Raw genomic sequence first — 14,391 nt, 5'->3', positions numbered from 1 at the left:
ATGCGGAACTCGCCGAGCTCAGCCGGCAAGAGGACGGCGTAATGGAGTGGAATACTTGATTTTTCGTCGCCCGCAAGCTGTGCGGTTATCCAATGTGCAGCGGGTCAATCTGCACCCGGACCGGCTGGTGGGTTTGCCGGACGCTGAGCACGCCGATGCCACGTCGCAGACTCGCTGCCAGTTGCAGGCCCTGCTCGCGAGGCACCCGTACCAACATCCTGCTGACCGGTGCGCCGGCGGGGGTGCCGGCTGGGCGGCGCACGCCCGGCGGCAGGTCCACCGGGCCGAGCAGGTCGGCTTGGATAGTTTCGTGGTCGGACAACCCGGCCTCCTGCAGCAGCGCGTTGATTGCGCCGGCGGTACCGTCGACGGCCGCGATGTGCACGTTAGGCGGCAGGCCGACTTCGGTTCGAGCCGCCAGTTCAGCCTCTGCGTGACCGACCGGATCCCACCGGATCAGCGACTGCACTGTCGGAATGGAGGCTTCGGCGACTACCGTCACCACGCCCCCCTCGCCGCGCGCACGCACTAATGCGGCCGCGGTCATCCAACGCCACAGTGCGTCCTCGGCCGCGCGCAGATCTTGCCGGCCCAGCAGTGCCCAGGTGTCCAGCAGCAGCGCTGCCCCGTACCCACCTGACGCGCGCGGTTCAGCCCCCGGAGTGGCGACCACCAGGGCCGGTCGGGCGCCGACTTCCGGCACAATGGTGTCACCAGCCGAGGTGATGACCGGCGTACCGGCGAACGCCCGGCCGAGCTCTTCGGCCGTGCGACGAGCCCCAACTACCACCGCACGCACCGCCTCCGACCCGCAGCGTGCGCAACGCAGCGTCGGGTCGACCCGGCCACACCAGCGGCACACGGTACCGGGGGTGGTGCGGTCTAGCAGCGAGAGCGGACCCGTGCAATGTCGACAACGGGCGACCGTCCGGCAGCGCCCGCAGGCCAGCGACGGCACATACCCACGCCGCGGCACCTGCACGAGCACCGGTGCTCCATTCGCAAGCGCCGAGCGGGCCGCGCGCAGCGCAATCGACGGAAGTCGCGCGGTACGGGCGGCCGGGTCGCGTTCCTCGGCATATCCGCTGTCGTCGAGAGCCACTACCCGCGGAGCGTGGGCACGAACCACCGAGCGCGCCGCAACCACATCGTGGGCCCATCCGCTGCGCACCAATGCGTGGGCTTCTGCCGTCCGGGTGTAGCCGCCGATCAATGCTGCACAGCGGGCCTGATGCGCGCGCAGCATCGCCACCTCCCGGGCATGCGGATAGGGTGCCCGTGGCTCGGCCAACGTGTCGTCGGCGTCAGACCAGACCATGACCAAACCAAGGTCGCTGACCGGCGCGAACACCGCGCTGCGGGTGCCGATCACCAGCCGCGCACTGCCGCGCAGCGCCGCCAGCCAACGCCGATACCGCGCGGCCGGCCCCAGGCCCGCCGAGAGAGCCACCACGCTGCGTTCGTCGACACGAGCCGTCACAGCCCGCCACAGCGCATCCAGATCCCGCTGATCAGGCACGATCGCCAACGCGGCACGTCCGGCGCGGATGGTTTGTGTGGCGGCCTCGGCGAATCGGTCTGCCCACTGCTCGCCGGGTAGTGCTTGCCAGACGGCGCGGGCGGCGCGTGACTCGGCCAGCGCGGCCAGGAACTGTCCGCCACAGCCGTAAACCTCCCAGCCGGACAGGTCGACCGGCGCTGGAATCAACGGGAGCGGCGACGCGGGGGCCGCCGTGGTTTCCCGCTCCACTCTGGCATGCCGAGCCGGCACCGCCAGCCGCAACACGTCCGGTCTGGTCCCGGCATAGCGGGCTGCCACCGCGTCGACCAGCCGGCGCACTTCTGCGGTGAGTACCGGTTCAGCGGACACGACGCGATCCAGCCAGCCCAGTTTGCCGGGGTGATCTGTGTCGTTGCGGCGCTCCAGCACAAACCCGTCGACCAGCCGACCGTGGAACCGCACCCGCACCCGCACCCCCGGTTGGGCGTCGTCGGACTGCTCGGCGGATACCAGGTAATCGAACTCTCGATCCAGATGCGGCACCGACAGCATCGGCAGCACCCTCGCGATGGGCTCCACCTCGACGGGCGTGCGGGCACCACTGGCCCGGGTCACGTCGAGCCAACTGACCGGCCGCAACGGTTGGCACGGCATCCAGTTATACGCTGAAATATGTTGCTATCCAACATATTTCACGCCAGTTCGCAAACCCGCGATGCTGCAGCCAACGTTTCGCCAGGCGGCCTTGCACCCGGTAGCCGCGACCACTGCCCCCTAGCCTTAGGCGGACGCAGACGCGTTCTTCGGCCGCTCTCGACCGAAGAAGAACCCGGCTGTGATCAGAACCTCGGCCGCGGCATACGACCACCAGATAGGCACCGCCAGCGCCTCGTTGCCCAGGATGAACCGGCCGATGGCGATCATCGCGTCCGACACCGCGAAACACACCGCCCCCACCGCGGTCCAGATCGTCGGCAGCTGCGCCAGTAGCGCAGCGCAGACCATGGCGCACAGCACGACGATGTAGACCGTCACCGGAATCGTCAGTTTGTCAGCGCCCAGGTGAGGCCAGAACCAGATCAGCAGCACCACCGAGGCCAGGCACACCAAGATCACGCCGGCTACGCGAGTCCGGGACGGCGCCAGCAGCGGCACTAATGCGGCCAGGAAGCACAGGTGCGCCAACAGGAATGCCGCCAGGCCCAAAACGAAGGACTCCGTCCACCACGGGATCGCCAACAACCAGTCGCCGGCTGCTGACAACAGCAGCGCGGCAATCAGCCACAGCCGCTCGCGGACGATCGGGTGTGCCCCCGCAGCGACCGCCAACAGCACCGCCATCAATGCCTTGAACGGCGGCTGCAGAATCCAGTGCCCGGTCAGCGCGGTCCCGGGCGGGGAGCGTAACGCGATCACTGTCAAATACACGCCGTAGGCGAGACCCGCCCAGCTGGCCACCACCCAACCGCCGGCCACCAGCCGGGGTGCGTACGGTACCTCCATGCCCAGCTTGGACAGCACAGCCGACGAGAAACCTGGTATCGACCCCATCCTGCTGAAGGTACTGGATGCGGTTCCGTTCCGGCTATCCGCCGGCGATGGGATCGAGGCGGTCCGACAGCGGTTGCGTGACCTGCCGCGCCGCATGGTGCACCCCGAACTGCGCGTCGAGGACCGGGCCATTCCCGGTCCAGCAGGCCCGGTCGGCATCCGGATTTATTGGCCACCAACCAATCCCGGTCGCAGCACAGGAAGCTACCGACCACCCGTCGTGCTGTATTTCCACGGCGGCGGCTTCGTCATGGGCGACCTCGACACCCACGACGGGTCCTCCCGCTTGCACGCCGTGGGCGCCGACGCGATCGTGGTGTCCGTCGAGTACCGGTTGGCACCCGAGCACCCCTACCCGGCTGCCATCGAAGACGCCTGGGCTGCAACATTATGGGTCGCCGAACACGGCCCCGAGATCGGTGGCGACACAGCCCGGATGGCCGTCGCCGGGGACTCAGCGGGTGGAACCATCGCCGCGGTGATCGCGCAATGCGCCCGCGACAATGCCTATCGTGGCGCCTATCGTGGCGGGCCTCCGCTGGCGTTCCAGCTGTTGTGGTATCCCTCCACGCTGTGGGACCAGTCACTGCCGTCGTTCCAGGAGAACGCCACCGCGCCGATTCTCGACGTCGAGGCGATCGCCGCGTTCTCCCGTTGGTACGCAGGCGAAATCGACTTGTCCAACCCGCCAGCTGACATGGCGCCGGGGCGGGCCGAGAACCTCGCCGATCTGCCAGCTGCCTACATCGGCGTCGCCGGTTACGACCCGCTGCGCGACGACGGGATACGGTACGGCGAATTGCTGGCAGCCGCCGGAGTTCCCGTCGAGGTGCACAACGCCGAGACGATGGTGCACGGCTACCTCGGCTACGCCGGTGTGGTGCCCGCGGCCACCGCCGCGCTAGATCGTGGGCTAGCCGCGTTGCGGGCAGCGTTGCACTAGTGGCGATCGCAAGCGCGGCGCAGCCGGGCGCAGCGGGTCGCCACCAAAGAAACTAGCGCCGGCGGTGCGTAGGGTAGGCCGATGACGGAGCCCACGACCGCCCGGCCAGATATCGATCCGACGCTCAAGGCGCTGCTCGACGTATTCCCGCTGACCTTCAGCGTCGCCGACGGCATCGAGGTCGCACGCGGAAAACTCGAGCAGCTCAAGGCACCCCCGGAGATGCTTCCCGACCTGCGGATCGAGGATCGGACCGTCGGATATGGCGAACGGACCGACATCCCGGTTCGGATCTACTGGCCGCCCACTAGCACCAATGACGGCTGGCCCATCGTCGTTTTCTACCACGGCGGCGGCTGGTCTATCGGGAGCCTGGATACCCACGACGCGATCGCCCGCGCGCACGCCGTCGGCGCGGACGCAATTGTGGTGTCCGTCGGCTACCGACTGGCCCCGGAGCATCCGTTCCCGGCCGGAATTGAGGACAGCTGGGCGGCATTGCGGTGGGTAGCCGAGCATAGCGCCGAGCTAGGCGGTGACCCACGCCGGATCGCCGTCGCTGGGGATTCCGCGGGCGGCAACATCGCAGCGGTCATGACACAGCTGGCCCGCGACAATCGTGATAGTGGCGGACCGAACGTGGTTTTCCAATTGTTGTGGTACCCGTCGACCACCGCCGACCTGTCGCTGCCGTCTTTCACCCAGAATGCCGATGCACCAATCCTGGACCGCAACGTCATTGAAGCGTTTCTGACCTGGTACATTCCCGGCCTCGACATCAGCGACCACACGACGCTGCCTGCCACCCTCGCCCCAGCCAATGCCGCTGACCTATCCGGTCTGCCTCCTGCCTTCATCGGCGTCGCCGAACATGACCCAGTGCGAGACGACGGAGCTCGGTACGCCGACCTCCTCAACTCGGCCGGGGTGCCAGCAGAGTTGCGCCACGAGCCGACCATGGTGCACGGCTACATCAGCTTCGCACTGGTAGTGCCCGCCGCCGCCAAGGCGATGAACCGGGGGCTGGCAGCGCTGCGGAAGGCGCTGCACTCCTCGCCCCAGTAGGCTGACGTCACTGGTTCGCTGATGATGTGCTGGAAGGAGATTCTCCGTGGGGAAGGAGTTTTCGCGCCTTGACCCGTCGCTACGAGAGTTCATCGGCAAACAGGCCATGTTTTTCGTAGCGACTGCGCCCTCCCAAGGAGGCCGAGTCAACCTCTCCCCCAAAGGATACCGTGACACGTTCGCGGTGCTAGACGACCACACCGTCGGCTATCTCGATCTGTTCGGAAGCGGTGCTGAAACCATCGCCCACTTACGTGACAATGGCCGGATCACCATCATGTTCTGCTCGTTCACCCGCAACTCGCGGATCTTGCGGCTATTCGGCACCGGCCGCGTCGTGCGACCAGACGACGTCGAATTCGACAATCTGCGAACACATTTCGGTCCTCTGCATCCGGGCGTGCGGTGCGCCATCATCATTGATGTGGAACGCATCGCCGACGCCTGCGGATACGCGGTGCCATATTACGAACTCATCGATGAACGGCCAGTGCTAGATGCGGCACACCGCACTGCCACCGACGAGAAGTTCGCTCACATCATCGATCGCAATCGACACAGCATCGATGGCCTGCCCGCGCTCGAGCCCGACCATCCGCTACCCGGCTAGATAGCGCGCTTGAGGTCGTCAACCTTGTTGAGCTGCTCCCACGGCAGTTCGACGTCGGTGCGGCCGAAATGCCCATAGGCGGCGGTCTGCGCGTAGATCGGGCGCAGCAGGTGCAGGTCGCGGATGATCGCGCCGGGGCGCAGATCGAACACCTCGCCGATGGCTTTCTCGATCTTGACCGGGTCGACCGTCTCGGTGCCAAAGGTCTCGACGAACAAGCCGACCGGGGCGGCTTTGCCGATGGCGTAGGCCACCTGCACCTCGACCCGCTGCGCCAGCCCGGCAGCGACGATGTTCTTAGCCACCCAGCGCATGGCGTAGGCCGCCGACCGGTCCACCTTGGACGGATCCTTGCCGGAGAAGGCGCCGCCGCCGTGGCGCGCCCAGCCACCGTAGGTGTCGACGATGATCTTGCGACCGGTCAGCCCCGCATCGCCCATCGGCCCACCGAGCACGAACTTGCCGGTTGGGTTCACCAGCACACGCACCGACGATGCATCCAACGTGTCATGGGACAGGTCGTCGAGAACGGTGTTGAGCACCTTCTCCCGGATATCGGGAGACAGCGTGGCGTCCAGGTCGATATCGGCGGCATGCTGCGTGGAGATGACCACCGTGTCCAAGCGGACTGGGACATTGTCCTCGTAGGCGATGGTGACCTGAGTCTTGCCGTCGGGACGCAGGTAGGGCAGCACGCCGTTCTTGCGTACCTCGGTCAGCCGTCGGGACAGCCGGTGGGCCAGCGCGATGGGTAGCGGCATCAGTTCCGGGGTGTCGTTGATCGCGTAGCCGAACATCAGGCCCTGGTCGCCGGCGCCCTGGGCATCCAGCGGATCCGCCGCGCCCTCGACGCGTGCCTCATGGGCGGTGTCGACGCCTTGGGCAATGTCAGGCGACTGAGCGCCGATGCCGATGTTGACCCCGCACGACGCCCCATCGAAGCCCTTGTCCGACGAGTCGTAGCCGATCTCGAGGATGCGCTCGCGGACCGTATTACTGATATCAGCGAACGCCGTCTTGGCCGACGTCGTCACTTCACCCACCACGTGCACCTGCCCGGTGGTGACCAACGTCTCGACCGCGACACGTGAGCGGGGATCCTCCGCCAAAAGTGCGTCCAGGATCGAGTCGCTGATCGCGTCACAGATCTTGTCGGGATGTCCCTCGGTCACCGACTCACTGGTGAACAGCCGACCCTTCTCACTCACTATCTGCTTCCTTTCAATAATTAGCTAGCCGAATTATATCCTCTGGCATCAGTCTCAGTACGTCCACCCGAACAAGGGATCGTCCAGCATTTGTCCAGGAGCCCTACAGAACCCGAGCCGTCACCCGTCTCGCAGATCGGGAAGGCCGTGCAGGAAGGTGACGATCCCATCAACGATACGACTGGCCATCAGCGTCTTGGAGCCGTGCTGTAGCGCCAACTCGGTACCGTCGGACGCCAGCAGCCAGCCGTCGTTATTGTCCACCTCAAAGGCCCTGCCGTCGCCCACAGCGTTCACGACCAAAAGGTCACAGCCCTTGCGCCGCAGCTTAGCTCGAGCATGAAACAGCACGTCGCCGTTGGCGTCGCCGGTCTCGGCGGCGAATCCCACAATGGCCCGCATGTTGGGCAGCTGCCCGTGCGCACGGGCCCGCACCGCGCCGGCCAACACGTCCTCGTTGCGCACCAGCTCGATCAGCGGCTCGTCCTGGTCATCGGGGCCTTTTTTGATCTTGGCGGTGGCGACTTGGGCGGGCCGGAAGTCAGCCACGGCCGCCGCCATCACCAACACATCCGCGTCGGGAGCGTGCTTGGAAACGGCGTCCCCGAGCTGCTGCGCCGAGCTGACATGCACCACGTCGACCCCAGCAGGGTCGATCAACCCCGCGGTGTGCCCGGCGATCAACGTGACTTCGGCGCCGCGCTGAGCGGCGACCCGTGCGACGGCATAGCCCTGCTTACCGGAGCTGCGGTTCCCAATGAAGCGCACCGGATCGATCGGCTCGCGGGTGCCACCGGCGGTCACCAGCAGTTTGCGGCCCGCGAGGTCATAGGGCAAAGCGTCGTGCCGCTCCAGCAGCAACTGGGCAAGGGTGGTGATCTCTTCCGCCTCGGGCAGGCGTCCCGCCCCGCTATCGGCACCGGTGAGGCGCCCGGACGCGGGTTCCAGCACAACCGCGCCGCGGCGACGCAGCGTGGCCACGTTGTCGACGGTGGCCGGATGCAACCACATCTCGGTGTGCATCGCCGGCGCGAACAGGATCGGACACCGCGCGGTGAGCAGGGTCGCGGTCAACAGATCGTCGGCGCGGCCGTGAACTGCGCGGGCCAACAGGTCGGCGGTGGCCGGCGCCACCACCACCAGGTCGGCCTGCTTGCCGAGGTGCACGTGCGGCACCGCCGGAACGTCGTCGAATACGCCGGTGTGCACCGGTTGGCCGGAGAGCGCCTCGAAGGTGGCAGCCCCGACGAAGCGCAACGCCGACTCGGTCGGGATGACCCGCACCTCGTGACCGGCCTCAGCGAGCTGACGAACCACCGTGCACGCCTTATACGCGGCGATGCCCCCGGAGACGCCGACAACGACCCGCTTGCGGTCCATCACCTCCGGCCCTGCCCTGTTACTCGCCCTCGGTGTGTTCGAGCAGATCGGCGTGGATCTCGCGCATCGCGATGGACAACGGCTTCTCCTGCAGCCCAGGCTCCACCAGCGGGCCCACGTATTCGAGGATGCCCTCGCCGAGCTGGTTGTAGTAGTCGTTGATCTGGCGCGCCCGCTTGGCCGCGTAGATCACCAGGGCGTATTTGCTCGAAACACGATCCAGCAACTCGTCAATGGGCGGGTTGGTGATGCCCAGCGGGGTGTCGTAGGCGCCTTGCCCACCTGACGCTGGATCGAACTGATCCACGGCGGTGACGGCGCCCAGAGACGCGCCGGACTGCGAAATACTCACGTAAGACAATCTCCTGGCGGGATAGAGCGGTGCTGAATGCGGTTAAGAAATTCGGTGCTAGGTCCGGTTGGGTGGGTGGCTCATGCCGAGCCCGACGCGGTTCCCACCAGCAAGGATACCAATTCGGCGCACGCAGACTCCAATCGACGGTTGACCACGACCTCGTCGAAGTCGTCTTGTGCCGCCAATTCGATACGCGCGGTCTCGAGCCGACGCCGAATGACCTCGGGTGTTTCGGTGCCGCGGCCAGCCAGCCTGGCTTCCAGATCCTCCCAGCTAGGCGGTGCTAGAAACACGGCGATGGCCTCAGGCATCGCCTTCTTGACCGCCCTGGCACCAGCCAGGTCGACCTCGATAAGCACCGGAAGACCGGCCGCAGCGGCGGCCCGCACCGGCTCGGCCAGTGTGCCCGAGCGGTGCAGCCCCCCGTGGATCTCGGCCCATTCCAGCAATGCGCCCTGGTCGATCAGCTGCTGGAATCGGGCGGGGCTGACGAAGTGGTAGTCGACACCGTCAACCTCACCCGGCCTCGGCTCTCGCGTCGTGGCCGACACACTGAAATGCAGGTCCGGGATCCGCTCGCGCAAACACCTGACCACCGTTGACTTGCCGACCGCCGAGGGACCGGACAGCACGACCACACGTCCCTTATCCGTTCGCTCGCTACATGCCCCGTGCTCAGCGTCCGGTCCCCCGCGCGCGCTCACTGGCGCTCCTGCGTCGGCGCCCCCACAGGCCTTCCGGCCTGCATCGTCGGCCGGCGCGGCTGGATTGCCCGCCTTCTCCTCAGGCCTTCCGGCCTGCATCGTCGGCCGGGCTGAGCCGGATTGCCCGCCTTCTCCTCAGGCCTTCCGGCCTGCATCGTCGGCCGGGCTAGGCAGAGCCGAACTTTTCCAGCAGTGCCTTGCGCTGACGCTCGCCGAGGCCGCGTAGCCGGCGGGTCGGCGCGATTTCCAGCTCGGTCATGATCTCCTGCGCTTTGACCTTGCCCACCTTCGGCAATGCCTCCAGTAGCGCAGACACCTTCATCTTGCCCAAGACTTCATCACTCTCAGCATCCTTCAGCACCTGCGTGAGGTTGGTGCCGCCGCGCTTGAGCCGATCCTTGAGCTCTGCTCGTGCTCGACGTGCGGCAGCAGCCTTCTCCAACGCGGCCGCGCGCTGCTCGTCGGTCAACTGGGGAAGGGCCACGATTCCTCCGTCTCTCATCAATGGCAATCGATCGTTGTTTGTCTCAGCCGGGGTACTCCAGCCAGCGGAGACGACCGTACTCACGCCTCCTGACGAAATCTAACCCGACCCCCTGGTTTCGCTAACATTTGTCCAGCATGAGCCCAGCTCGGTCCGGTCGCCTGACACCGCTTTAGCGGTCCGCCGAGCATCGTTGAGAGCGACCGAAAACGTCGGTGTGTCGGGGTCAAGATGTTCGTTCCCGCACCCCTGATCATGCCGCCTACCAGCGGTTTTCTGTTGTGAGCCAGCGCCACGCCGGACGGCGCGGTGCCGCCTGTGGATGGCGAGGACCGTCGGCCTGCGCCACGTGCGACGGATCACGCATTTTCGTGTGACGTGTCGCGCGTGTCGCCCGGCTTGTCGGCGCGGCCGCTCGACGTCTTCGTTTCGGGATTTGCGGCACTGAACAAATCCAGCAGCCTGCATAGCGGTTTCCGTGCGCGCAACTGCCTGGCTGCCGCTTGGCGGGCAAACGCTGAAGGATCTCAAGTACCGCCGGGCGCTGATGCGCCCCGAGGTTGGGGGCGAGGCTGATTCGGTTGCTCCGGCGCAGCTGCCAACGGCATGGGTGCGGCGGGCGTGAGAACAGCAATGCCGCAGGGCCACCTACTGCAGTGTTGCATATGTCGACCTGTGGCTAACCGATGAAATCCGGTTGAACTCAGCGCGCCGATTGTGCACGTTGGGCGACCCGGTGAGCTCACTTGCAGTCATAGCATTGATTCTTAGCTCATCCCGGAATACGTTGAGCCAGGCCAAATTTAGATTACTGGCGAGGCGTGTCAACGTTCGGATTCGACGCGGAAGCTTTCGGTTGCCGCGACCGGGCGAAATCGCTGCGCCTGCCCACCGAAGGCATCAACTTCCTCACCCTCGCGGTTCAGCAAAGTGGATAATCCCGAAAATACGCTAGGAGTCCTCACTTTGGGGCATTCATTGCCATCCGCCGGAAGGGCAATTGGGACCGTCGGCGTGCGCGGGCGTGGGGCCGCTGCCAAATGGGTATTGCGCTTTCCCGCAAGGGCATTGGATGATCGCACCGCCAGCTCCAGCTGCCCCACTCGCTCACAGGGAGCAATTTGGTCGGTGTTAACCGAACTCGGCTGTCGACGCCCGCCCCGCTGGGTCGACCATCATTGAAACCGAGGCCGCCTGCGCCGCCAACACCGGCGATGCCGCCCTCGCCGTCTTGTTGGCAGAAATTTTGGTCCTGAGCTGCACGTTCCCCTTGCCATCTCACCGCGATCGCGGACCCAGGTGAAGTCCCAAAACCCCGGCGGGTGACCGTAGCGTATTTCGCATTATGGACCGCGGCAGCTCGGGTGTGTCACCCTTCGACCTATTATACTCGTGTACAACTGTACACAGCGGCAATCTTTGCATCATCAGCGTCGCCGATGCCGACAGCGCAAGCAGTCGATCGTTGAACATCCCAGTGTTATTGGAGGAGAAGGGGGAAGAAACGAAGGACAGAGCAATGCATTACGCGCATTACGCCTCGAATACTGCAAGCTAAAACCGGAGATTAACTCCAAAACCTACGTGACGGCGTTGGGTACGGAGTCGCTAGACCTCGCCGGCAGGCAGTGGGAGATCTTTGCCACGCATATAGACGCCGGCGATGCGACCGAGCGCATCTCGCGTGCCTATGCCATGCGTATGACGCGATGGTGCCCGTGACCCAGATCGAAGAGAACCGCCGGGAGTGGGCTCAGGCGGCTAAGACGGCGGCGGTCGATTCGGCGGCTGCGCACCGGATACAACAACTCGACGAGCAATATGAAGAAGTTCTGCGCCACAGACGTCACCGCGATGACGTCCTACGACAACGTCGTGTATGAAGCGTTGGCTTCGCTGCCATCGTGGGAACCGCCGCCGGCGGCCGGCGATATGGCGTTGCCTGTCAGCCGGCGGCTGCCGACCGCCAGGTAGCAATGAGCCGGTCATGAATTTCTATGTAAGTCCGAAGTGACTTGACTACAAATTAGACTCTAGTACAAGGGAAGTCGTCCCGGGAGCAGTCTGGTGAACGTGTTGAGCGCCACAACCCAGTCGCGGGTTCTCGTACCGAATCCTCCTCTCTTATTCGAAATATTGCGCAATCCAAGCTATATCAGTTTCATCGCCGTGCCCTTACCCGGAAATGGCCACGGTCCTTAGCGATCTTACGCAGCCGAAAGTTGATCGATTCAATCGCGTTGGTGGTGTGGACAATTTGGGCAGTTCCACGGGATAGTCCAGGAACCACACGAATTCGGGCCAGGAGTTACGCCATACGTCAATCGCGCCCGGATACTGCTGACCGTAGGAAGCATCAAAATCCTTGAGCGCGAGCTCGGCGTCCTCAACGATCGGTGCGCTATAAATCGCGCGCATCGATGAAGCGACCTTCTCACGATGACCCTCATCGCCGGTCCTCAACTCACGGCCCGACTTATACGCCACTCTGGTGGACGCAACCCTCACCGCCGCAGACACATTGGAGCTGCCGCAACGGGCCCCCGACCCGGCGCGGGCAGCGCGGATAAGCACCACATAGACGGCACCGCCGCCGCGATAGCTGCCCGAAAACCTCAGGCGCAGCATCACATAAGACGACATCGCGGAGCTCTGAACTCACGGCGATCCAACATCCATGTCTGCCCAAAAACGCTATGCGCACCTTTAGCGAGCTCCGGGATTTTTACCCACCGTCCAGCTTGTTCAGCACACCACAGCGATCATCACCGAGCACCGTACCGGATGCTCAGGTCGACCCGGCTCACCACGGAGACCGCCACCACAAACCCGGGTATGGCGGCGGCCTGAAACGCTATCGCGGCATCTCCGACAAAAGCGCTTGTGCCGACAGTGCGGATTACCCGGCTTGACCGATCGCGCTGCAGATCTACGCCGCCTTGGCGGCAAACTCCAACTTATGAACTCAGCTTTGGGTCGCCCACTCGACATCGTTCACTGTCGTGTCACCGTGCCTTGCCGAGCCCCGCCCGATCGGGAGCCCAGATGCTCGGCACCATCGGTACCCTTGGACCGCCACCGAAATCATCACCAGCCAGCGTGGTCAACCCAGCCACCTCAACGACCGCCTCGTTGCGTACCGTGCCAGCAAACCCCAACGGTCCCGCGCCAAAATCGGACGTCCGAGCACCCCAGGTAGCCGTCAACGCAACCGGCGCGGCCGCCACAGGCGCCAGCGCTGGCGCTACATCGGGAATCGCAGACGACTGACCGGCATCCAGGCCAGATAGCCCCGCCAACCCGGATAGCCCCGCCAAGCCGGTAACCGCCCCGAGGTTGGCGACAACACCACCGAGGGCAGCCGTCTTCACCTGCGGGGAGTTGGCCATCCTGGTAGGCGCGTCGGATTTCAGGATCAGCGGCGGGGAGCTGGTCTGTGGCGTCGAGGCCAACACCACCCTGGAAGTTGCTTCATAGGCCGCCATCGTGGTAGCGGCCTGGACCCACATCCGCACATAATCTGCCTCGTTGATCGCAATGGGGATGGTGTTGACGCCAAAGAAATTGGTCGCCTTCAACACACCACGCATGACCTGGTTGGCGGCCAACTCGACCTCGGTCGGCATGGCGTCTACTGCGGCCTCGTAGGCCGCGGCCACAACCTCTTGTTGATCGGCCACTTCCATGGAGTCGGCGGCGGCTTTTATCAGCCATGCCAGAAACGGCAGATACGCGGCCACAAACGCCTCAGCGGCTTGCCCCTGCCATCCCCCGGACCGAACCTCCCCCAACAACGCCTCGACCTGTGATGCCGCCTCTGCGTATTGGATGGCGAGCTGTGAGTTGTGCGAGGCAGAGTTCAACATGGGCCCGACACCTGCGCCGAAGTTCAGCATCGCCGATTGCATCTCGGGAGGGAAGGCCATCCACTCCGTGCTCGTCATAGGCCACCGCCGAGGTACGACGCTGCCGCCAGCGTGTCCCCTATCGCATAACTAGCGCCTGATTCAGCCACCCCGACCCCGGAACGGCCGAGCTCCTCAACCCCCTGAGCAGCCACCGCCGCATGCTGAATACCGTGAACGCTAAACCCAACCGCGTTCTGCACCGACACCGGATCCGACCCAGGCGGGACCACCGCCGCGATAAACGGGGCCGCCTCGGCATGCACGGCAGCCAGGTGGACGGTCAATGCCTCGATCGCGGCACTGGCGGCTTCCAGCCCTTCAGGAACGACTCGCAACGTCATGACACAGACTCCGTGCGCTAGGGGTCAACCAAGCGCCCAAGTCACTATTGGACATGAATCTTATTGCTAATAAAGGACTTTGGGTACAGCGTAGCGCAACACGGGAAGTAGCGCAGCATGGAGACCGTGGCGGTGTGCCGCGAGCTGGGTGTTTTCGAAGCGACGTATCACCGCTGGTGTGACCAGTTCGGCGGGCTCAAGGCTGAGGACGCTAAACGGCTCAAGGGTCTCGAACGTGAAAACGCTACCCTTAAAACGGTTGTTGGCCGATGCCGAGTCGGAGAAGGTCGCGCTCAAGGAGATCGCCGAACTGGGCCGACTCGCCACCGAACGGGGCGCCT

General features: G+C 64.9%; 13 protein-coding genes and 2 pseudogenes. 5 read left to right on the top strand and 10 right to left on the bottom strand.

Translation table 11 applies throughout. The annotated features are described in order from the left end of the window. Positions 1-85 precede the first annotated feature (85 nt). Entirely contained in the window at positions 86-2,053 is a 1,968-nt protein-coding gene (locus tag B586_RS08820) for a primosomal protein N' (RefSeq protein WP_054880998.1), read from the bottom strand. A 228-nt stretch (positions 2,054-2,281) separates the two neighbouring features. Beyond that, positions 2,282-3,004, bottom strand: coding sequence for a lysoplasmalogenase (locus B586_RS08815; protein ID WP_054880999.1), 723 nt, complete (start codon positions 3,002-3,004; stop codon positions 2,282-2,284). On the opposite strand from B586_RS08815, the gene B586_RS08810 reads away from it, so the two are divergent. From B586_RS08810 to B586_RS08800, 3 genes are all read left to right on the top strand, one after another. After that, positions 3,003-3,995, top strand: coding sequence for an alpha/beta hydrolase (locus B586_RS08810; RefSeq protein WP_054880164.1), 993 nt, complete (start codon positions 3,003-3,005; stop codon positions 3,993-3,995). The two genes, B586_RS08815 and B586_RS08810, sit on opposite strands and share 2 nt — an antisense overlap. 81 nt (positions 3,996-4,076) lie before the next feature. Next, a complete protein-coding gene (locus tag B586_RS08805) occupies positions 4,077-5,060 on the top strand; it encodes an alpha/beta hydrolase (RefSeq protein ID WP_047316277.1) in 984 nt (327 codons plus the stop codon). 46 nt (positions 5,061-5,106) lie between these two features. Continuing rightward, positions 5,107-5,670: a pyridoxamine 5'-phosphate oxidase family protein gene (locus tag B586_RS08800; protein WP_054880165.1), complete on the top strand. Its 564-nt coding sequence runs from the start codon at positions 5,107-5,109 to the stop codon at positions 5,668-5,670. On the opposite strand, the gene metK is transcribed toward B586_RS08800, so the two are convergent. The 5 genes from metK to mihF all read right to left on the bottom strand — a co-directional run bounded on the left by metK (position 5,667) and on the right by mihF (position 9,801). Then, positions 5,667-6,878 carry a methionine adenosyltransferase gene (gene metK / locus B586_RS08795; RefSeq protein WP_047316279.1) on the bottom strand — a complete coding sequence of 404 codons (1,212 nt, stop codon included), beginning with the start codon at positions 6,876-6,878 and terminating at the stop codon, positions 5,667-5,669. The two genes, B586_RS08800 and metK, sit on opposite strands and share 4 nt — an antisense overlap. Before the next feature lie 120 nt (positions 6,879-6,998). After that, positions 6,999-8,258 carry a bifunctional phosphopantothenoylcysteine decarboxylase/phosphopantothenate--cysteine ligase CoaBC gene (coaBC, locus tag B586_RS08790; RefSeq protein WP_047316280.1) on the bottom strand — a complete coding sequence of 420 codons (1,260 nt, stop codon included), beginning with the start codon at positions 8,256-8,258 and terminating at the stop codon, positions 6,999-7,001. Positions 8,259-8,277: 19 nt separating this feature from the next. Further along, a complete protein-coding gene (rpoZ, locus tag B586_RS08785; RefSeq protein WP_047316281.1) occupies positions 8,278-8,610 on the bottom strand; it encodes a DNA-directed RNA polymerase subunit omega in 333 nt (110 codons plus the stop codon). Between the two features lie 80 nt (positions 8,611-8,690). Then, positions 8,691-9,317 (bottom strand): guanylate kinase, encoded by a 627-nt coding sequence (gene gmk / locus B586_RS08780; RefSeq protein ID WP_082129614.1) that lies wholly within the window; start codon positions 9,315-9,317, stop codon positions 8,691-8,693. Between the two features lie 166 nt (positions 9,318-9,483). Beyond that, on the bottom strand, positions 9,484-9,801 hold the full coding sequence (mihF, locus tag B586_RS08775) for an integration host factor, actinobacterial type (RefSeq protein ID WP_047316283.1): 318 nt from the start codon (positions 9,799-9,801) through the stop codon (positions 9,484-9,486). A gap of 1,821 nt (positions 9,802-11,622) precedes the next feature. On the opposite strand from mihF, the gene B586_RS20875 reads away from it, so the two are divergent. Continuing rightward, entirely contained in the window at positions 11,623-11,775 is a 153-nt protein-coding gene (locus tag B586_RS20875) for a hypothetical protein (protein WP_156406740.1), read from the top strand. Positions 11,776-11,834: 59 nt separating this feature from the next. Here B586_RS20875 and B586_RS22745 read toward each other — a convergent pair. From B586_RS22745 to B586_RS08760, 3 genes and pseudogenes are all read right to left on the bottom strand, one after another. Next, positions 11,835-12,240, bottom strand: a pseudogene (locus B586_RS22745) (transposase); the annotation flags it as partial. A 566-nt stretch (positions 12,241-12,806) separates the two neighbouring features. Next, the gene (locus tag B586_RS08765; protein WP_054880166.1) at positions 12,807-13,745 is read right to left on the bottom strand and encodes a PPE family protein; all 939 of its coding nucleotides are present in this window, start codon (positions 13,743-13,745) and stop codon (positions 12,807-12,809) included. Then, positions 13,742-14,050, bottom strand: a complete 309-nt coding sequence (locus B586_RS08760) for a PE family protein (RefSeq protein ID WP_054880167.1) — start codon at positions 14,048-14,050, stop codon at positions 13,742-13,744. The genes B586_RS08765 and B586_RS08760 overlap by 4 nt, the downstream gene beginning before the upstream one ends. Before the next feature lie 120 nt (positions 14,051-14,170). Between B586_RS08760 and B586_RS20030 the strand changes: the two are divergent. Next, positions 14,171-14,360 (top strand): annotated as a pseudogene (locus B586_RS20030) (transposase); the annotation flags it as partial. Positions 14,361-14,391 lie beyond the last annotated feature (31 nt).

It is taken from the genome of Mycobacterium haemophilum DSM 44634 (assembly GCF_000340435.2).
GTDB lineage: Bacteria > Actinomycetota > Actinomycetes > Mycobacteriales > Mycobacteriaceae > Mycobacterium > Mycobacterium haemophilum.
This window is presented reverse-complemented; position numbering and strand designations above follow the sequence as displayed.